Source organism: Viridibacillus soli, from assembly GCF_016612995.1.
GTDB lineage: Bacteria > Bacillota > Bacilli > Bacillales_A > Planococcaceae > Viridibacillus > Viridibacillus soli.
The window spans coordinates 1-20,854 of record NZ_JAEOAH010000007.1; the positions used below are offsets into that span (position 1 = coordinate 1).

At 34.4% G+C, this 20,854-nt stretch carries 17 protein-coding genes; 14 read left to right on the forward strand and 3 right to left on the reverse strand.

What is annotated here, in order from left to right; all coding sequences use genetic code 11:
- The coding region (locus JFL43_RS22400) for a hypothetical protein (protein WP_234447660.1) at nucleotides 1-239 on the reverse strand (239 nt) is incomplete at its 3' end.
- Nucleotides 240-703: 464 nt separating this feature from the next.
- Between JFL43_RS22400 and JFL43_RS07715 the strand changes: the two genes are divergently transcribed.
- The 4 genes from JFL43_RS07715 (at nucleotide 704) to JFL43_RS07730 (ending at nucleotide 6,213) form a co-directional block, all read left to right on the forward strand.
- Nucleotides 704-2,068, forward strand: a complete 1,365-nt coding sequence (locus JFL43_RS07715; protein WP_200748562.1) for a S41 family peptidase — start codon at nucleotides 704-706, stop codon at nucleotides 2,066-2,068.
- Nucleotides 2,069-2,571: 503 nt separating this feature from the next.
- Nucleotides 2,572-5,400, forward strand: coding sequence for a toxin-antitoxin system YwqK family antitoxin (locus tag JFL43_RS07720; protein WP_200748563.1), 2,829 nt, complete (start codon nucleotides 2,572-2,574; stop codon nucleotides 5,398-5,400).
- Nucleotides 5,401-5,702: 302 nt separating this feature from the next.
- Nucleotides 5,703-5,933: a hypothetical protein gene (locus JFL43_RS07725; protein ID WP_200748564.1), complete on the forward strand. Its 231-nt coding sequence runs from the start codon at nucleotides 5,703-5,705 to the stop codon at nucleotides 5,931-5,933.
- A gap of 79 nt (nucleotides 5,934-6,012) precedes the next feature.
- A complete protein-coding gene (locus JFL43_RS07730; RefSeq protein ID WP_100794781.1) occupies nucleotides 6,013-6,213 on the forward strand; it encodes a gamma-type small acid-soluble spore protein in 201 nt (66 codons plus the stop codon).
- Between the two features lie 293 nt (nucleotides 6,214-6,506).
- On the opposite strand, the gene JFL43_RS07735 is transcribed toward JFL43_RS07730, so the two are convergent.
- On the reverse strand, nucleotides 6,507-8,234 hold the full coding sequence (locus JFL43_RS07735) for an ABC transporter ATP-binding protein (RefSeq protein WP_200748565.1): 1,728 nt from the start codon (nucleotides 8,232-8,234) through the stop codon (nucleotides 6,507-6,509).
- A gap of 133 nt (nucleotides 8,235-8,367) precedes the next feature.
- On the opposite strand from JFL43_RS07735, the gene JFL43_RS07740 reads away from it, so the two are divergent.
- From JFL43_RS07740 to JFL43_RS07770, 7 genes are all read left to right on the forward strand, one after another.
- Entirely contained in the window at nucleotides 8,368-9,792 is a 1,425-nt protein-coding gene (locus tag JFL43_RS07740; protein ID WP_200748566.1) for an ABC transporter permease, read from the forward strand.
- 13 nt (nucleotides 9,793-9,805) lie between these two features.
- Nucleotides 9,806-11,296, forward strand: a complete 1,491-nt coding sequence (locus JFL43_RS07745) for an ABC transporter permease (RefSeq protein WP_200748567.1) — start codon at nucleotides 9,806-9,808, stop codon at nucleotides 11,294-11,296.
- A 26-nt stretch (nucleotides 11,297-11,322) separates the two neighbouring features.
- Nucleotides 11,323-13,125 (forward strand): ABC transporter substrate-binding protein, encoded by a 1,803-nt coding sequence (locus JFL43_RS07750; RefSeq protein WP_200748568.1) that lies wholly within the window; start codon nucleotides 11,323-11,325, stop codon nucleotides 13,123-13,125.
- Between the two features lie 228 nt (nucleotides 13,126-13,353).
- On the forward strand, nucleotides 13,354-13,629 hold the full coding sequence (locus tag JFL43_RS07755; RefSeq protein WP_200748569.1) for a hypothetical protein: 276 nt from the start codon (nucleotides 13,354-13,356) through the stop codon (nucleotides 13,627-13,629).
- 454 nt (nucleotides 13,630-14,083) lie between these two features.
- On the forward strand, nucleotides 14,084-16,534 hold the full coding sequence (locus JFL43_RS07760) for a hypothetical protein (protein ID WP_200748570.1): 2,451 nt from the start codon (nucleotides 14,084-14,086) through the stop codon (nucleotides 16,532-16,534).
- 271 nt (nucleotides 16,535-16,805) lie between these two features.
- A complete protein-coding gene (locus JFL43_RS07765; RefSeq protein WP_200748571.1) occupies nucleotides 16,806-16,997 on the forward strand; it encodes a hypothetical protein in 192 nt (63 codons plus the stop codon).
- 18 nt (nucleotides 16,998-17,015) lie between these two features.
- On the forward strand, nucleotides 17,016-17,165 hold the full coding sequence (locus JFL43_RS07770) for a hypothetical protein (RefSeq protein WP_200748572.1): 150 nt from the start codon (nucleotides 17,016-17,018) through the stop codon (nucleotides 17,163-17,165).
- 363 nt (nucleotides 17,166-17,528) lie between these two features.
- On the opposite strand, the gene JFL43_RS07775 is transcribed toward JFL43_RS07770, so the two are convergent.
- A complete protein-coding gene (locus JFL43_RS07775; protein WP_267907761.1) occupies nucleotides 17,529-18,389 on the reverse strand; it encodes a helix-turn-helix domain-containing protein in 861 nt (286 codons plus the stop codon).
- A 460-nt stretch (nucleotides 18,390-18,849) separates the two neighbouring features.
- On the opposite strand from JFL43_RS07775, the gene JFL43_RS23435 reads away from it, so the two are divergent.
- From JFL43_RS23435 to pyrF, 3 genes are all read left to right on the forward strand, one after another.
- Nucleotides 18,850-19,104 (forward strand): aminotransferase class V-fold PLP-dependent enzyme, encoded by a 255-nt coding sequence (locus JFL43_RS23435; protein WP_200748574.1) that lies wholly within the window; start codon nucleotides 18,850-18,852, stop codon nucleotides 19,102-19,104.
- A complete protein-coding gene (locus tag JFL43_RS23020; protein WP_200748575.1) occupies nucleotides 19,089-19,526 on the forward strand; it encodes an aminotransferase class V-fold PLP-dependent enzyme in 438 nt (145 codons plus the stop codon). Before JFL43_RS23435 ends, JFL43_RS23020 begins: the two co-directional genes overlap by 16 nt.
- 267 nt (nucleotides 19,527-19,793) lie before the next feature.
- A complete protein-coding gene (gene pyrF / locus JFL43_RS07790; protein WP_200748576.1) occupies nucleotides 19,794-20,747 on the forward strand; it encodes an orotidine-5'-phosphate decarboxylase in 954 nt (317 codons plus the stop codon).
- Nucleotides 20,748-20,854 lie beyond the last annotated feature (107 nt).

Consider the following 20,854-nt stretch of genomic DNA (forward strand, 5'->3'; position numbering starts at 1 on the left):
TCACCCAAACAAACACGTTTGTTTAAACAATTGATACAATTCAGCCCCTGATTCCAACAAATCAGGGGCTTTTTCTTACTCTTTAAGACGTGAATATTCAGAATAATAACAAACAGGCAGAGTTCCGCAACAAACAAAGCACTTTGCGCAACAAACGAGGAGAGTTCCGCAACAATCACCCTCATTTCCGCAACAAACAAAATTTGATCTATAAAAAGAACATTATTTACGACGACCACAGCCACCCAAATAATCATGAATTGAATTCAAGTCTTGTATTTTGGACATCATAAAGAATATTAAACGAAAGTTTCCAGATACAATAATGCTGAAAATACACCCTATTTAAAAGACAACAAGATTATAAACGTGAAAGAATATCAAGAACTTTTCAGAAATTATACTGGCTTCCACTATGGTGTAGTCGGTCATATGCAAAACTTCTTTGATGGAGCATATAATTGATTTGGTATCAGTAGTCAAAACTCACAATAGCGGATACTAAAGCAATCACCCCTTAACTTAAGTTCAGGGGATTTTGATATGTGAAAAATACTAAGCACTTTTCAACAATCGGCACTAATTCTAGAAAACGCTACACTATTAATTTGTAAATTAATGAATATTATATAAATAATAGTATTATTGTTATCTAAAATAGGGTATAATAGTCTATAAAATTTACTATTATAAGAGGGATTATATGAAAAAACTACGTATTTATGTGTTAGGTCTTATTGCTTTGTTCGCTTTCTTTACGACGTCTGTTGCTTATGCAGCGGAACCACTGGATGAAGCTAAGGAATTAGTGGAGAAATATTATTATCCGAATATATCTAAAACAGCATTAAATAGTAATTCAATTCAAGAAATGACAAGCCAGTTAGATCCATATTCAGTCTATATGACAAAAGATGAATATGAAGAATTCGCGAATGCAATTGATATGAAGTTGGTAGGGATCGGAGTAACGCTTGAAGAAGATCCTAAGGGAATAATAATTACTTCTATTATGGAAGGTGGGCCTTCTGATAAAGCAGGGCTGCAGCCAGGAGATATTATACAAGCAGTGGGAGACAAGGATTTAAAAGGGGAAGCATCTCAAACGGTATGGGGACTAATTACGGGAAAAGAAAATACCGAAGTAACTTTAACCATCTATCGTTCTACAACTAACAGTACATTTACTAAAACGGTAACGCGAAAAGTCATCAATATACCAAATGTTGAAACAGAAAAACTAGCTGGTAATATTGGTTTTGTACGTCTGAATAGTTTTGCAGAGAATAGTGGCAAAGAGATTCAAAAAGCAATTAAGTCAATGCCTGGTATGAAGGGATGGATTTTTGACTTAAGAAGTAATGGTGGCGGTTATATAACAGCAGCAGGAGATGTCATTGGATTATTCCCAAAAGCCAAAGTTGGTTATTTGTTAAAAGACAAAGACGAAACTTATTCTATGGATCCAGTGAAGCAAAAAGTAAGATGGAACGCACCTGTATCAATTTTAACGGATGCCCATTCAGCAAGCGCTTCTGAAATGACAGTAGCATCATTAAAAGACCAAAAAGCGGCAACAATATACGGCCAAACTACATATGGAAAAGGTGTTATGCAGTTAGTATTTCCTTTAAAAGACGGCAGCCAATTGAAATTGACCGTCGGGGAATTCACAGGACCAAACGGCAAGAAAATACAGAAAAAAGGCATCAAACCAAATGTCACAACACCAATCGGTAAAGAAGTAGAGTACAGCCATAGCGACTTCTTAAAAAAACAATTGAAAAGTTACAACAAGCTCTCAAGTATTAATTTGAAAGCAACTCAAAAAACGATCACCATTAAAAGTAGTACGAAAATGAACTGGAGCACTATGAAAAAAGCGAAAGTTTCCTTGTTGCAAATTGGTGGTAAAGAACAATCGATGAAAGTCCAACAAGCATTAAAGAAACAGCTAAAACTTACAACCAATAAAAATCTAAAACCTGGCACGAAATATTATGTTGTCCTAAAAAGCAAAACAAGAAAATCTCCAGGTGCTTATGCAGAGATGAAGGTTGCAAACTAAGCGAACCTTAATCATTTTAAAATACGTAGTCGAAAAGACATGCGCTAAACGTGGCCTAGTCTTTTCTGGCTACGTTTTTTGTTGTAGTAAATTATAAATACACCAGGTATGTTGATTAGGGGAATATTGTGTTGTTTTTTACCGTTAAAATGGGTTAATTAACACACCTGTACATACATAACACTACCGACAGTTCATATGGCCTTTTCTTCATAACTGATAAAATTTAATCCTTTTTGTCTTTTGAATAGTCTCAGAACTAATTGTTATAACATCATTAACTTCTAACAGAGTGACTTTGAAAATCTTGATAAATGAATATTATTCCATTCTGATTAAACTTCAATCTGCATCTTTTCTTCAATTTAATTTTAACCTTGAGCATGATTAGATACGCATTAGGCATTTTTGCATTCGCCAATTCATAAAATACCGTATTTGGTCAATGTTTATTGGCTGTATGCTTTTAAATTCTGTGTAGTTGAAAAGTGGAGGAGATTAAAATGGGGAAGTATAATTTGAGATTTATTAAACCGTTAATTTCATTATCATTAGGCGCGGCAATTATTACAAGTGCAATAGTAGGCGGAGCTGAAGATGCCTCAGCGGCAACAAATTACAAAATTTCTAATGGAATATTAGTTTTTAAAGCTACTAAAAAAGTAGTAAGAGGCACGGTAACTTATAAAGGAAAAGTATATAAGAACGGACAGTTATTCACCGGTGCAAAAGGTAATACTTATTACAAAAATGGAAAAAAGGCAACTGGTATATATAAAGAAAGGTATTATTTAAACGGTAAAATTTATTCGGGTATAGCAAAAGGCATTTATTATAAAAATGGTGTTAAATCAACTGGCACATATAAAGGGACTTATTACTTAAAGGGTAAAGCCTATACAGGTTTAGTTGTAGACATATATTATTCAAATGGCAAAAAAGCGAATGGTACGTATGAAGGAGTATTTTACTTAAATGGGACGGCGTTTACAGGACTTCACCCGAACACTGGATATTTATACATTAATGGTGCATTGAATACAGTACTAAAAGTATTCGAGGGTAATTTGTACAACGGCGCAAGATTAAATGAAGGTGTGATCCAATACAATGGTTTATGGTACGCTGGCAAGACAGTGGCAAACGGTACGATTACAATACCAGGTGGACAAATAATTATAGTAGAAAACGGAAGACAAACGGGTACTATAAATTCAGGCCCAGGTAGTTATTATTCAGTCATAAACGAAGCGATAGCTAAATTAGGAGCTTTAAAATTTTATGAAGTGTATACAATTAATCATGTAACAAATTTAGTAGATGCTAGAAGGCAATATAACGAAGCAAAAGTAGCAGTTGATGTTGCAGTAGCAAGAGGTGCAGTAACGTCAGAATTCGGTGTAAATTATTGGAGATTAGCAGCGCAATCGAGAGAGATTGACCGTTATGAAGGAAGAGATACGAAAGAAGTAGCACTTAATAAAGCAACAACCGAATTAGCAAGACTTGAATATACTGCTGTTAATTCAATTCGTTCTGCAACAAATTTAACAACGGCTAAATACCAAGATGATGCCGCAACAACAGCAGTAGAAGCCGCAAGAACGAAAGGTGCAATAACATCAGATTTTGGAACAATTTATTGGAGATTAGCAGCACAAAAAACGGAGATTGACCGTTATGAAGGAAGAGATACGAAAGAAGTAGCACTTAATAAAGCAACACCCGAATTAGCAAGACTTGAATATACTGCTGTTAATTCAATTCGTTATGCAGCCAATTTAACAACGGCTAAATACCAATATGATGCCGCAACAACAGCAGTAGAAGCCGCAAGAACGAAAGGTGCAATAACATCAGATTTTGGAACAAATTATTGGAGATTAGCAGCACAAAAAACGGAGATTGACCGTTATGAAGGAAAAGAATCGAAAGAAGTGGCAATTACAAAAGCAACAACTGAATTAGGCAAGCTCAAATTTACAGATGATGAATCAATTAAGGATTCGACAAGTTTAACAACAGCCAAATCACAATACGATGCAGCAAAGAAAGCAGTAGAAGCTGCAATAGCGAAAGGTGCAGTAACGTCAGATTTCGGCTCGGATTATTCAAAATTAGCAGCGCAAGGAAAAGAAATTAATCGCTACGAAGAAGTGAAACCAACAGCAATTAAAGATGCGACAACAAAATTAGTAGCCCTCATATTCTATACAGAAAACTCAATAGATGATGCAACAAAGTTAGCAATAGCACAAACACAATATAATGCGGCAAAAACAGCAGTAGAAGCTGCAATAGCGAAAGGTGCAGTAACGTCAGATTTCGGCTCGGATTATCCAAAATTAGCAGCGCAAGGAAAAGAAATTAATCGCTACGAAGAAGTGAAACCAACAGCAATTAAAGATGCGACAACAAAATTAGTAGCCCTCATATTCTATACAGAAAACTCAATAGATGATGCAACAAAGTTAGCAATAGCACAAACACAATATAATGCGGCAAAAACAGCAGTAGAAGCTGCAATAGCGAAAGGTGCAGTAACGTCAGATTTCGGCTCGGATTATCCAAAATTAGCAGCGCAAGGAAAAGAAATTAATCGCTACGAAGAAGTGAAACCAACAGCAATTAAAGATGCAACAACAAAATTAGCAGCCCTCATGTTCTATAAAGACAACTCAATTGATGATGCAACAAAGTTAGCAACAGCACAAACACAATATAATGCGGCAAAAACAGCAGTAGAAGCTGCAATAGCAAAAGGTGCAACAGAAGCTGATTTTGCAAACCTTGCAAATTTAGCAGCACAAAAAACGGAAATTGATCGCTATAAGGCACAAGCGGAAGCAGAAAAGGCAGAAGCTGAAGCGACAGCAGCCGCAAAATCTTTCCGTGAAGCACATGAAAAAGCACTAACATTAACTGTAGAAAATGTTGGGGTTAAAAATGAAGCGGAAGTGAAAGCAGCATTATCGGCATATGATAAATTATCAAAAGCAGCACAAGGTAAAGTATCTGATGGTAAAGATCATCTTGATAAATTATCTGAAATAATAACTAAATTAATAGAAGATATAAAAGTACAAAATATAGCAAATGAAGTAATCACAGCGTTGGAAAAAATCAACTGGAAAGACGCAAAAAAAGAAATGGTAGAATACGGTATGACTGAAACTAAAGAAGCTCAATGGCATATTAGTAATATAAAAGACGCAGTAGTCAAAGTAGCTTACCAAAATCGTCTTGATATTGTAGAAGCTGCAATTCTGGCACGTGAAGAAGCTATATCAAGGGAAATCAAAGTAGTTAAAACAGGAGTTAAAGACATATAATTCTCCGTTGCGAATTAATCGGTGCCAGTCACCCAAACTAAAGTGAAAATCGTGATAGTTTGAACAATTAATACAATTTATCCCCCTAAACTTAGGTTTGGGGGATTTTGTATGTCGCAAAATCACTCCTCCCCAAAACAATTGGTAAGTAACTACTATTTTTTGCTATCGCGTAAATAACTTTCCGACTGAAAATACTAATAAATAGGCTTCAAGTGATGTATTTTGGATAACATAAAGAAGAGTTGAATAAATAACCACGGCCCGGTATTTGGAAAATACAATTGAGGAGAAAAATAATCATGAAAGAATTCAAAGTAACATACTTTTTTGATGAAGAGCATTACATTAGAAGGTTTATCCATATCGAATCTCAAGAAAAAGCGGAAGAGCTAATTCAAAATGAGCGGGATCAATATATTTCGTTTACGGATAGTAGAGGCATTTATCACGAGCTGAATACAAGTAAAGTTAGGGTAATTCAAATTTCCGAATATCATAGAATAGACAAAAGTAAAAAAACGATCAATTGATTTCATTGTATAATACGTGTCACTCATAATAATCGTAACTTGAGGGAACATAAAGGTATACCAAAATGGAGGTGTCTTGATGAACATTAACAAAGAGGGGAATTTTACGTCTTCGGGAACAGATATCGATGAGGTAAAAAGAAAAAATGCAGAGTCCGGCTTGTCTTATAATGAAGTAAAAGCCATACTTGCAAAAACTGGTGGACAAGGTACGGCAATGTATAGTGATACGAATATCCAGGAAGTAAAAAACAACAATCAGAACCAGTCTCCAAATTAATCGTGAAATCATGTTAGTTTAAACGATTGATACAGTTTAATCCCTAATCTCTTTAGAGGTTTGGGATTTTTGTATACAGAAATAAGTGACGTAAAAAGAAAATTCCATTTGCAGGAGTATTTGGTGATGAAGGGAATTGAAAGTAAGTTTGATATAGGCGAATATAGAAAAGGTATTATTATTTAAACACTAATATTGGTCTATTTTATTTTTAAATATTGTCTTTCCCTTTAGAAAGAAAAGACAATAAAATACGTAGCCTCGTTTTTATGGCTACGTATTTTGTAGAGTATTTAATTACTTACCAATACCCAATGACCAGGATTCACTTCTTGCAAAGTACTTTGGCTGAAATCATATTGTGGTGCTTCTACTGAATCTGTTTTTAATTTCTTCGATTCAATAGAAGGATCGGGAACGGGTACAGCAGATAATAATGATTTCGTATAAGGATGAATAGGATTGCTATAGAGTTCTTCGCTTTCTGCAAGTTCAATAATTTTTCCTGCGTACATCACCGCGACACGATCACTTATATGCTTTACCATTGATAAATCATGTGCGATAAACAAATAGGTTAATCCGAATTTCTCTTGTAAATCTTTTAGCAACTCGACAATCTGCGCTTGTATAGAGACATCGAGTGCTGATAGTGGCTCATCACAAACAATAAATTTTGGGTTCACAGCTAGAGCTCTGGCAATACCAATTCTTTGGCGTTGCCCACCTGAAAATTCATGAGGATAGCGCATTGCATGTTCTTTTTTTAAGCCAACCAGTTCTAATAATTCTTCCACACGTGCAAGTCGTTCGGATTTGTTTTTACATAATTGATGAATATCTAAAGATTGGCCTATAATATCCAACACCTTCATGCGTGGATTCAAAGAAGCATAAGGATCTTGGAAAATAATTTGAATCTCTTTACGAAGCAGTTTCATTTCCTTTTTGCTTAATCGGTTAATAGCCATACCTTTGTATAAAATTTCCCCATGAGTAACCTTTTGAAGCTGTAGTAGTAATCTACCGGTAGTAGATTTTCCAGAACCGGATTCGCCAACGAGTCCTAATGTTTCACCAGGTTGAATCGAAAAGCTAATAGAATCGACAGCTTTTAAAGTACGCCCACTTCCAAGTGGAAATACCTGATTTAAATCGTGTACTTCAATAAGGGGTTTGTCAGGGTTAATATCTGCTGGTAAATGTAATACTCCTTTTGGCTTTTTCTTCTCATCCATACGGGGAAGAGCATTCAGTAATTTCTTTGTATACGGATGTTGAGGAGAAGAAAAAAGTTCTTCAGTCGTATTTGTTTCGACTATTTCGCCCTCTTTCATGACGACGACACGGTCACACATACCGGCCACTACACCTAAATCATGCGTGATTAGAATAATCGAAGTACCAAATTGCTGTTGCATTTTTTTCATTAAGCGCAGTATCTGAGCTTGAATCGTTACATCGAGTGCAGTAGTTGGCTCATCAGCAATGAGTAGTTTTGGTTGGCAGGCGAGAGCCATTGCAATCATGGCACGCTGACGCATTCCCCCAGAAAATTCATGTGGATATTGATTGTAACGTTCTTCGGCATTTTTTATCCCTACGAGTTGAAGCATTTCAATTGATCTGTTCTTTGCTTCTTTTGAAGTAAGCTGCTGATGTTTGGTTAGAATCTCATCGATTTGCTTTCCCACTTTAATCGTAGGATTTAGAGATGTCATTGGATCTTGGAAGATCATACTAATCTCTTTTCCACGAACGGCTTCCATTTCGTGGTCGGTAAAAGTAGAAATCGTGTTACCTGCAAATTCGATAGCACCTTCTGTCATTAACTCAGGTGGAGATGGAAGTAAACTCATAATGGAGCGCGCAGTGACACTCTTTCCAGAACCCGATTCACCAACAATCCCTAATGTCTCTCCTTTATGTACTTCAAAAGAAACCCCTTTAACCGCCTCAAAGACTTCATGATTTGAGACAAATGAAATATGTAAGTTATCAACCTTTAAAATTCTATCCATATTATAATTCCTCTTTTACTAATAATTTAGAATAATAACCTTGACTTCCAATAATTTAAAATTTATACTTTGTTTCTAATAGTATACTAAACCGCTAGGAATAATCAATATTAATGGAGTGATCTTTCTGAAAATGAAAACAGAAAAGGTAAGAGAGCAAAATAGAAGTAGTTTAGCGAATATTTATAGCAAGTTAAGCTCGCTCCTTTTTTTTAAGTACATATTATTCTTGTTAGGTTTACCAGTCCATATCGTGATGTGGTGCATCTATAAAACAAAATATAAGAACACACAGTATCAGCAAATGCTATTCAATCATATGGAAACAATCAAGAAATCTTCTACCTATAGTGAACTGATTCATCGGTATGAGGAACAATACCGAAGTAAAAAGCTATATTTTCATGAGTCCATCCGTGAACAAGAAATGCGGGAAGAAGCAACAAAGCTGGCAAATGAACAAATTTTGAAAATGGCAAAAGTACAATTGGAAACAACAGATCAAAGCAATACAAATTATCAGCACATCTTTGCACAATGCCTACAAAATAAAAGCTTTGTTGTGGTGAGTTTTATACCAGGAATCATGATGTATTTGTTCTTATTAATCTATGCGAGACCGCTTGTTCGTTATATTTTTGAACGTTTACTGATGACTGTTTTCGTAATAATATCAGTCACCATCTTTGTATTTACAATTTTGCATTTCTCGCCTTCCGATCCAGCAGCTAATATTCTAAGGGAATCTGCAACAGCAGAACAACGTGCAGAGTTCAATCATCAATATGGTTTGGATCAATCGTATTGGGTGCAATTATGGGATACGACCAAAGGGATTCTCACGTTAGATTTAGGCTATTCTTTTACAGGCAATGAGGATATTATGACAAGCATTGCAAACAAATTCCCTATAACACTAACGATTGCTTTTTTGTCATTGTTAATGGCTATTGTGTTGGCTATACCAGTTGGAATGATTTCTGCAGCGAAGCCCAACTCCTTCTGGGATTATACCTTTATGTTTGTCGCATTAATCGGCTTATCTATTCCTAACTTTTGGCAAGGACTTGTTTTCATTTTAAACTTTTCTATAAAGTGGCACATATTACCGGCTACGTATTCTCCGGATGATTGGTTATCTATTATTATGCCTGTGGTTGTACTAGGTACTGGATTAACAGCCTCTATAGCACGCATGACAAGATCGTCTATTTTAGAAGTGATCAATGAAGAGTATATTGTGACTGCGAAAGCGAAGGGGTTAAAGCCAAGTCGAGTATTTATAAACCATGCTTTGCGTAATGCAATCATTCCTATTATTACGATTATCGGCCTGCAATTTGGTGGCATGCTAGGCGGGGCAGCAGTGACAGAGAAAGTATTTAATATTAGTGGCTTAGGAAGTTATATTGTAGACAAACAATTCATACCCGATATTCCGTCTATTTTAGGGGGTGTTGTTTACATAGCCATCACTATTTCACTTGTAAACTTAGCCGTTGATATTTTATACGCTTTCTTAAATCCGAGAATTCGATCGCAAATGAAAAATACTTAACGAGGTGTATGAAATGACAGCACAACAGGATTTTGCTTTGAAACAGTCGCAAGAGTTTAAACATGCACTCTTTGTCTTTGTTATTTCAATTGCACTAATGCTCATTTTTTTAGTGAATACCTTTGATTTTACAGAGGGAACATGGAACAAAGTTTGGGGCTTTTTCGCAATAACTTATTTAGTTGTAACAGGCTGGCAAGCTATTATTCTATTTTGTATGAAACGAGATTTACTAAATACTGGGGTTATCGAAAAAAGAACGCGGTTAATGAGTGGATTACAACTATTGAGTATTTTAGTGGGAAATGTTTTTACGACAACCTACGCTTTTCGTATGTTGCGTCGGAAAGGTTCTATTGAATATACGCTTTCCTATTATATGGTGCTGACTCAATTGTTAATTGTTTCAGTTTCATTATTAAATCTATTTAAACCATATGTATCAGATACGTTTTTACTTTCAACGCTGATGTTTACTGTATTAATCGTCTTTGATGTCGCAGTAGTAGTTATTTTTGGCAAGGTGGATATGGAACGTCATAGCAATCCTTCATTTAAATGGTTAGGCATTACTTTAATTATTACAGGCTTTACTGGAAACGTATTTGGTTTCATTTTAGGGTATAGTGTGTTATTAAAAAGTACGAATCGAGACATGTCAGCGATTGATAAGTGGAATAAGATTTGGTTTAAGATCACAAAAAATTTCACTGCAATGCTTGGTTTACTATTTGTAGTTTTCACATTTGCTATTTCAATCGCTAGCTACGGTACTTTTGTATATGAATTTGCTGTAGAAAATAATTATGGAGAAATGCTTCTAAATCCGAGTTTAGCTCATCCGTTTGGCACAGATAACTTTGGTAGAGATGTCTTTTCGCGAATTATATTTGGAGCACGTATTTCATTAATCGTTGGGGTAGTATCCACGATCATTCCGTTAGTAATTGGTGGCTTTTTAGGAGCTGTTGCCGGTTACTATAGCAAGTCGATTGATAATGTAATTATGCGTATTTTAGATGTACTATACGCGATTCCTGGAATCTTACTTGCAATTGCGATTATAGCCGCTTTTGGTGCAAATACGCTAAATTTGATCATTGCTTTAAGCGTAGGTTCCATTCCGACTTATGCTAGAACTATGCGTGCCAATGTCATGATGGTATCCAATTTAGAATTCGTGGAGGCTGCAAAAGCACTAGGCGAGTCAGATTGGAAAATAATATTCAAGCAAGTTGTCCCGAATTCTTTTGCGCCGATGATTGTCAAAGCTACATTAACTATAGGCGGTGCCGTAATTGCAACAAGTAGTTTGAGCTTTTTAGGATTAGGCGTAGAACCACACATTCCAGAATGGGGCAATATTTTAAAAGTTGGTAGCATGTATCTAGAAACCAATCCTTATTTAGCAATTTTCCCGGGAATAGCCATTATTATATTGGTACTTTCCTTTAACTTTTTAGGGGATGGGTTAAGAGATGCTTTAGATCCAAAATTGGATTGATAAATATTATTTATGGAGGAATACAAATGAAAAAGAGATTATTACTTTTCTTAGCAGCAGTAGTACTCGTTTTAACAGGCTGTGTAAATACGAAATCAGATGTAGACAAAGAGGAATCTAAAACAGATTCTAAAACGAAAGGCCCATCTATTGAAATTTTAGGAATGAGCACTGGTGAAGATGATTTAAATATTCTGCGTGATCAGCTCACAAAAAATGGATTCAATGTAAAGCTAAATATACAACCCGATTATGGTAGCTTCACTTCGCAAAAAGATGCTGGTAACTATGATTTAGCACTAAGTAGCTGGACAACTGTAACAGGTAACCCTGATTACGCCGTTCGTTCGTTATTTACATCTAATGGAGACAATAGTTTATTTGCAGATAAAGAAGTAGACAAATTAGTAGATAAAGCAAGTACACAATTAAAAGATGATTATACAAACACATATAAAGAATTAGAACAACATGTTGTTTTTGATAATGCTTATATCGTACCACTTTATACATCATATAAAGCACAAGCTGTTAATAACCAAGTAATCGATGAAAAAACGGTGCGCTTACCAAAATCTAGAGCAGCGGTGTGGGAAGCAATATCTTTCAAAGATAAGTCTAAAAGCGCAGCACAACCATTAATTGTTCAACAAGGAATTGGTGCTTTAACTTCATTAGATCCGATCAAAGGAAATGATGGATCTATTAATACATTAAATACGAATATGTATGTTCGCTTAGTCAATTTAACGGATGATGATGAAGTTGTATCAGATGGCTCATTGTCATTAAATCATGCGATTGCAGATGGTAGTAAGGATTATTACTTCTTGTTACGTGATAACATTCATTTTGCATCAGTTAAAGACAAAAAAGCAATTGACTCAGGTGAACGTGTAGGGGCAGAAGATTTAAAGTTCTCGCTAGATCGTGCTAAAGACAAAAACTCTGTACCTGACCACCGCACGTTCAGTCTTCATGAAAGTATGAAAGACATTTCAATTGTAAGAGACCTAAAAGAGTTAGATATAAAATCTACGGATGGTCAAGCGACTGTTCGCGAACAATTAGAAAAAGGTCTAGATCAAAAGATTTCAAAATTAGTAACAGATAAAACAAAAGCAAATAACGGATCTGGAACGTATCAAATTATAAAAGTAACGACAGAAAAGCCATTCCCACAAGTACTAAATTACTTAGCACATCAATCTGCTGGTATCGTTTCAAAGAAACAAGTTGAAAGTATTAACACGTATGATATTGCTAAATATGACGTCAACAAAGATATCGCTTATGGTGATCAGAAAACAGTAACAGAGGGCAAGGGCTACAATAATGCACTTTATGCAAGTGGACCTTACATCCTAACGTTCAAAAATGACTACGAAGCGCACTTTGTGAAAAATCCAGCATACATGACAGGTACAGAATATGAACCGAAAATTTCAGCAGTAACAGTGAAGTTTATTCAAGACCCAGAAAGTGCATTATCTGCATTACGTAACGGCGAAATCCATATTTTAAATGGAGTTCCAGAAAATAAATACGATATTGTGAAAGATGATAATAAGCTAACTTTGCAACAAAACAAAAGTAACGGTGTCGCATATCTATCCTTCAATATGAAAGATCGTGATGTGTCTACAAGTATTCCATTACGTCAGTCTATTCTATATTCCGTAAATCAAGAAGAATTTAAAAGTTTCTACCAAGGCAACAAAATGAATGCTTTTTCAACAGTCAGTCCTTTAGTTGAAACTGGTCTAAAACTAGAAGCGGATAGCAAAAAAGCAAAAGAGTTATTAAAAGAATATCAAAGTAAGAATTAACCGTGCAGTTCCCTAAAACTAACGAAAAAAATGATAGTTGATCTATTAAAACAATTTAGCCTCCAAACTCGAATTTGGGGGTTTTTTATCATTTCAAAGAAACCGTCATTTAACACCTATTCATGCCAGCAGTAAAGGGGAACTTTCCTTATATACAATAGTTATTTTTTACTAATTATGATAAATTAAAGGAAAGGTTTTTATTCTTAAAAAGAGGAGATGGGAGAAGTGAAGTACTATTATCAAGGGGAAGAAATAATGGATTTTAGTGCAATAACAGTGCATATTATTGAAGCAGATCGTGATGAACGTAGAATGGTATATTTAGTTCGAACGACGTATGAGTTTCCGGTAATATTTATAGTTGATGACACCATGAATACAGATTCTACTTTTGATATGGAAACCACTGAAACGAGACTACAAAGAAGAGATTTACATACACATATGAAAGAATGGAGAGGGTTTACAACGCACCATCATTTTATTACGAGACGGAGATAGTCAATAGATGCAGCACCACAAAACAAATACTAAACTAAGAGGTTTAAAATACGTAGTCAAGAAAGACAGTCGGTGATCGTTGCCGAACCTTTTCTGGCTGCGTTTTTTGCTGAAGTAAATAATGGGGGATCTTATGGAGCTAGCGTCATATCAAAATTCCTATCCGTCGAATTGTTAAAAATTGGTAATAATATATGATTCCTACAAAGCTTATAAAAAGGGTCGCATCAAAGGGAATTTTAAGTATTTTTAATAATACTATCCATTTATAATAGCCTGTTTATTGTATTTTTTGATATAATGAGTACTATAGAACTGGATATGTACAAATAATTCACAGAAAAGTAAGTGGTGACTATCTTTCATATGACCGGTAATTAGGCTTAAGCATGAGTATTAGAAATTTTTACAAAATAGTAAAATGCTAATTATATTTAATAAGGAGGATTTTTAAATGGGTAAATTTAATCTTAAATTCGTAAAACCAGTAGCATCATTAGTAATTGGTGCAGCAGTATTAACAGGATCGTTTGCAGCAACAGGTGCATCTGAAACAGCTTTCGCTAAAGAAGAAACTGTAAAAGTGACAAAAGGTAAGTTAGTATCTGTAAAATCGAGTAAGGTTGTCAAAGGTTATAAATCTTATCAAAATGTATTATATAAAAACGGCAATAAATTCACGGGCTTATACAAAAAAACATTTTACAAATCCGGTAAAAAAGGAACGGGAATCTACAAGAGTGTGTATTACATAGCTGGTAAAAAAGGTGCTGGCTGGTACGGTTCAGGATCAGCAAAAAAATGGTATTACAACGGCAAACCTTTAACGGGGATTGAAGGAAAGTCCAATAAGTTATACGTAAATGGTAAAGTGGCTAACGGCGTTGTAAATTACAACGGTGCTGAAAAACTATATAAAGATGGTATGGTAGTGTCAATGGTCATTGGTGCAGTAAAAGCGGTTAACAACACAACTGTTGAAGTGACATTCGAAAATGCTCAAAATGTTAGTGAGGTTACTGCGGGGCGTTTTGCAATTGAAGGTCTAACAATTTCTAGTGCTACTGTTAAAGCAACTGACCCTAAAGTTGTCGTATTAGTAACTTCTGCTCAAGAAGCTGGTAAAGCTTACAATGTAGCAATTGATGGTGGGAATTCCAGTATATTCTTTGGTGTTTCTGCGGTTATTCCTACAGCAATTAAATTATCAACACCTTCAGTTCAAGCTGTTGTTGGTAACCAGGTAACAGTCGAAGCTCAAGTAGAAGTTGCTGCGGGGCAATCTAAAGCTAAGATTCCTGTAACATTCGACGTAGAAAATTCTGCAGATGCTACTAAAAAACTTACTACAGAAGTATTAACCGACGAAAACGGTGTAGCTTCTTACTCTTACACACAATCATCATTTAGTAACGATACAGTATCTGCTTATGCAACTAAAAATGTAGCACTTAAATCATCCGCATCAAAAGTTTACTGGGGTAACAATGAACGTTTAACGATTGTTGATGTAACGGAAGGTTCAACATTAGCTAACGGTGCTAAAAAAGTATATAAGGTAAACGTCAATCCTGCAGATGTATCTAGTGATACAAAAGGGAAATACGTCAACGTAACATTTGCTGAAAACGTTAACGTCACTTTAGACAAAATTGATCGTAAAGCAACGGTAGTTGAAAGTAATAATACGACACCTTATCAAACTGCAAATGGTCAAGTAGGAGCAAAAGTGTATGTGAATACAAATGGTGTAGGAACATTTACGGTGACGGGTGCTAGCACATCGGTCACGCCAATTGTATTTGCTAATGGTAAAGAAACGAGAGAAAGATTAGATGTAACTGGATTACAAGCAAAAGGTTCAACAGTTAAATTTGAAATTAAACACACGATTGCTTTAAACGTTGAAGCCATTGGTACTGAAAACGCTTCTAACGCTTCTACTGAACGCAATGTTGCTGTTGGGGGAACTTACGCAGCTAACTTTGGTGGACGTCAATATAAAGCAACTGTGACGGATCTAGCAGGCAACAAAGCACCTGCTAATATCGCTGTAAAAGTTGTATTACAAGGTGATACGCAGACAGCACATATTTTCCAAGCGGGTAAAGCTGTTAATCTAGACAGAAATGGCCTTTATTCATTAGTAACTGACAAAAATGGCGTTGTCGAATTTACAGTAGTGAATAGAAAAGTGGGCTCTTATATCACGCCAACTGTATTTATCGATAACGGCTCTAGTACAGCAGTTGGTAGATTAGATGATGCTGATTTACAACAAGTAGCACCAATCACTTACTTCAATGACGCAATAGTAAATACAGCTAAAGTAAAATTTTACAATGCAAAAGGTGAAGAAGTAACAGCTACCAGAGCGGATTCTCCTGTCACTGTAAACTATCAAACAGTGGACCAAAATGGCCTTCCATATGCTCCAAAAGTAGGCGGAAATGTAACATTTGAATTTACTACTGTATTTGGCACGATTATATTATCAAACGGAATTGGTAAAGTAATCACACCAGGAAGCCCAGATAACAAACAAATGGTACTAATCGGAAAAGATGGCAACATCTCATTCACAATGAAGTCTAGCCATGCTGGTATACTCGATATTCGGGCGACAGCATCGGATAGTATTATTGAATCAGTAGCTACTGCATTAAATGTAACAGACCAAGCAACCGCATTTGAAAAAGTGAACAGTGTAACGGAAATTACTGAAATGCTATCTGCGCTATATGAAATAGAGTCATTTAAAGCAAAATTAGACAGACTTACTTATGCTAATAAAACAACAATTGCAAAATTTGTAATAGAAAAACGTCCAGCAGGAACTGGTTATGCTAACCAGACAGATTTAGAAAAAGAATTTAATGTAAAATACAATGAATTAAACTTCTAAGTCGGTGTCAGTGGTCAAGCCCCTCGAAAATGGACACTAAAATAATTGTCCATTAAGTCCATTTAAAATAAGTAGTTAGAAAGACAACTGGTGATAGGAAGCCATGTCTTTTCTAACTACTTTTTTGTTGTTAAAGCATAATTAGTTGATCATAAATATTTAAAAAAACTAGTGCTTAACAAATTTCAATTGTTCTTTGGGTAGCATCTCTGTAATTGCTACTAGTATCAAAGTAGGGAAACAGAGAAGACACATAGGACATGAACATGAAATGCCTTATCGTATCAAAAATGATGGAGAAAAGGTTATTAGTTTGCAGGAAATTCAGGAGTATTTTACTGAACACTACAATGCAGATAAGTTTTTGGTCCAGTATAGGCGCAATACAGTTACGATTGTCACCGTTTGTCTTGAGGATAAAGAAACAGGATGGACATTAACAGGGTATGAAACTAATAATTGAATTTTGGGAGGAATAGTAATGCAAACAGCATTGAGTACATTTGAAGACGAGAAATTTTTTGCAAATACTATCAATTCAAACAACGTGATGATATTAAGGGATTGGAAAGGACATAAATTAACAAGTGTTATTGTTCCTGCAAAATTGGCTTCTTCGTTTTATTCGTAAAAATCTCTTTACAGAAGTTAATAAAGCTATTAAAGCGTACTGTAATGAGATAGGAGACCAAGAAACTGCATTTACTTCCAAAGCCAGTGTACCCATCCGTCAACTCGATTTTAAAAGTATCTGAGAGCGCTTGATTTTTACTGGTTAATTTCAAAATATATTTGACAATGAGGTTATCCAGTTAACGGCTTAAAATTGCAATTTGTATGTTGAATAAAGGATTCGGCGAAGGGTTGTCATTAAAGATTTTTATCGGGATGCTGGAGTATAGTGTTGGAATTATATACCAGAAATATTAGAAAATTAATATTCTACTAATGGATTTCTATAGATTATTTGATTAAGATTATGTATATTACTTGACTAGTCAATACTAATCTTAGATTTAATGAACTTCAATAAGTTGTCATCTTTAGCATTTAAGGCTAAATAATAGGCGGTTTTGTAGGATTCAATATAGTTTTGTTCATTTAGCATTTGCTCATTGTAGGCTTTCTCATAATATAGATGGCTTAGGCGTAATTGTGTATTGATATTTGATTTATTTGCCCATTGAATACCTTTTATAGCGATTTTCAAAGCTTTTTCATAATAACCATATTTTGAATAGGCGTTAGCTACATTGAAATAAATTAGCGTTATTTTCGAGTTATTTTCTATTTTTAAGTTCGTATCGATATCTTGTAAAATGATTTCTAAATAGTGGAAACCTTCTTCAAGCATTTCCATTTTTAGTGCGAAAATACCAAGGTTATTGAATATAATAATCTCTTCATAGGAAAGACTCTTTTTATTTGCATAATAAGTGATATAGAGTGCTTTTTCTAATATTTCATAAGCCTTATGATATTTACCATTCGTAAAACCATAGTACAGTGCTTTATAAAATAAAAGAAGTTGTTTATCTAATGGTGTATAAAAGTATGAATTAAGATTAGATTTTATCAATACATAAATTTCTTCATATTTACGCTGGTAAAAAAGTACGGCTAATTCTTCTTTTAAGTTCTTTTTAATAGTCAACTCAGTTGTTGTGTATTCATTCAAATCATCTAATTTTACTTCCATTTTTTTACAAATTTTTGCGAGTAAGTGGAAATTAGGTGTGTGTTTATTTTTCTCAATTTGGCTTAACATACCTTGCGAACAGATTCCTTCGCTCAACTCTTTTTGAGAAACACCTTTTGACAACCGAAGACTGCGAATTTTAGTCCCTATATCCATGCTTTTTTCACTCCTAAACCGAAATGAGGTGCAATAATGCTAGATTTTTTAATCACAATACTAAGTGATCTTCCTTACAACCTAATTCACTTTTTCAAGTTCTAATATAATTATGTTTATAATACCATTAAAATAAAGTGTCTCATCTTTCATGGAGTATTTAAAAAGAAAAAATAGGTCAATGATTTTCGAACGACATTCCAATTTAAAGTATCATTATGAAAACAGACAGTTGTGGTGTTAAGAATTATGACGGAAAAAATACAGTGTGACATATATCCTGAATGGGAAAGAATGTAGTTAAGGGGAAATTTGATGGTTAATAATAAATACATATATTTGGATAATACTTCAACAAGTTATCCAAAACCTAATAACCTTAATAAAGTATTTGAAATACTAAGTACAACTCCTGATACTTATAATAGGAGACTACAGTAGCACCTATAATTTAAGTAATGTGATTGAATCTACAAGACAACGCTTAAAAAAATTAATAAATTGTCCTATAGATCATAAGTTAATATTCACATTAAATTCCACACAAGCAATTAATATGGGATTACGAGGTATCTTAAGAAATGGAGATCATGTGATTACTACCAACTTTGAACATGCAGCTGTTTCTAGAACTATAACTGCCTTAAAAAAAGATAGAAATATAGAATTCTCAGTTATAGATATAGATGGGATGACATCTTGCGAAGAGTTTTAAAAAAACTAACACATTTAATAAGACCAAATACAACGATGGTAATCATTAATCATGGTTCAAATGTTACTGGAGAGCTTATATATAAGCAAGGATATGGTGGAATAGCCCATAAATACAAACTATTTATGTTTGTAGATTCTTCTCAAGCCATTGGTAATGTAGAAATTAGTGTTGAAACAGATAATATTGATATCATGGCATTTTCTTGTCATAAAAGCCTTCTAGGATTCACAGGAGTAGGAGCACTTTATTTTAATAATGATATTAAAATTAATCAGATAATAACGGGTGGAACAGGAATTAGAAGCGAAAGTGATGAAATAGATCTTTTAGAAGAATCTGATTATGAAACTGGAACTATTAATATGCCTGGACTATTATCACTAAATTATTCGCTTGAATTTATTGAAAATAACCAGTAAATGAAAATGAAAAAATAGAATTAAGACTAGTTTCAAGGGAAAAACTCGTTGCTGGAAATACATATTTTTTCCCAGCAGGAGTGTTTCATCGTATTATCCCAAGTAATGAAAAAACAATTTCATTACTTGTAAGAGGGGAAGCCATTTTACCGTATACACGAATTCTTGATTCTAACACAATGAAAATAAGAAAAAAATCAGGCTCAGTTGATACATTTCTAAATAACATTAAATCTCTTATAGAAGAGCTGTAAGGAGTTAAACAATATGTTTAAACATAATTTTGCAGATAGGCTTAATAAAGCAGTTGCACAAAAAAAGTCCCATTCGGTCATAGGGCTAGATCCTGTTATTTCACGTATTCCAAATTTTATAAGGGAAGAAGCTAAAAAAAACTATGGTGAAAATCCAAAGGGAGCTGGGTTTGCTTTTACTCAGTTTAATAAATTAGTTATTGATGCAATAAAAGATCATGTAGCAGTTATAAAGCCTCAACTAGCGTATTATGAAGTCTTTGGTGAACATGGAATTCATGCTTTTTGGGAAACTGTGAATTATGCTCAACAAATGGGGTTACTTGTAATTGCTGATGCTAAACGGGGAGATATAGATTCTACTGCAACAGCATATGCAAATGCATTTTTCGGAAGTGAGTGTGAACAATGGAATGAAAACGAAAATGCAGTAGATTCACTTACGATTAATCCCTATTTAGGTAGAGATAGCCTCGAACCGTTTTTTGATGCTTCTAAAAAGAGAAATTCTGGATTATTTGTTTTAGTTAAAACAAGTAATCCGTACTCTGGGGATTTTCAAAATCAAAAGTTAACAGAGGGAATAACTTTAGCTGAGAAAGTAGGAGTTTTAATAAATAAATTTTCTAGTGAACACTTAGGGGAATCAGGTTATTCTTCAATTGGAGCTGTTGTAGGAGCAACCTATCCTGAAGACATGAAAATATATAGAAAATTAATGCCTAAATCTATATTTTTAGTACCAGGATATGGAGCACAAGGGGCAACTGGAAAAGATATTGTAAATGCTTTTAATGAAGATGGATATGGGGCTTTGATTAGTGCCTCTCGCAGTATTATATATTCTTTTGAGTTAGTAAATGCTCAAGATCATACGTCTGTAAAAAATGCTATTACACAAGCAACTATTGAAATGAATAATGATATTAATTTAGCTTTGAAAAACGAAAACAAATTTATTTGGTAGACTTTTCTGATCAATAATTTAGAAACAGGAGTGTCAATGTTTTTTACATAAATAACAACCCAACCTTTTCGAGTAAATCATCACATTTTTGTTTTTTTTACTTTTCT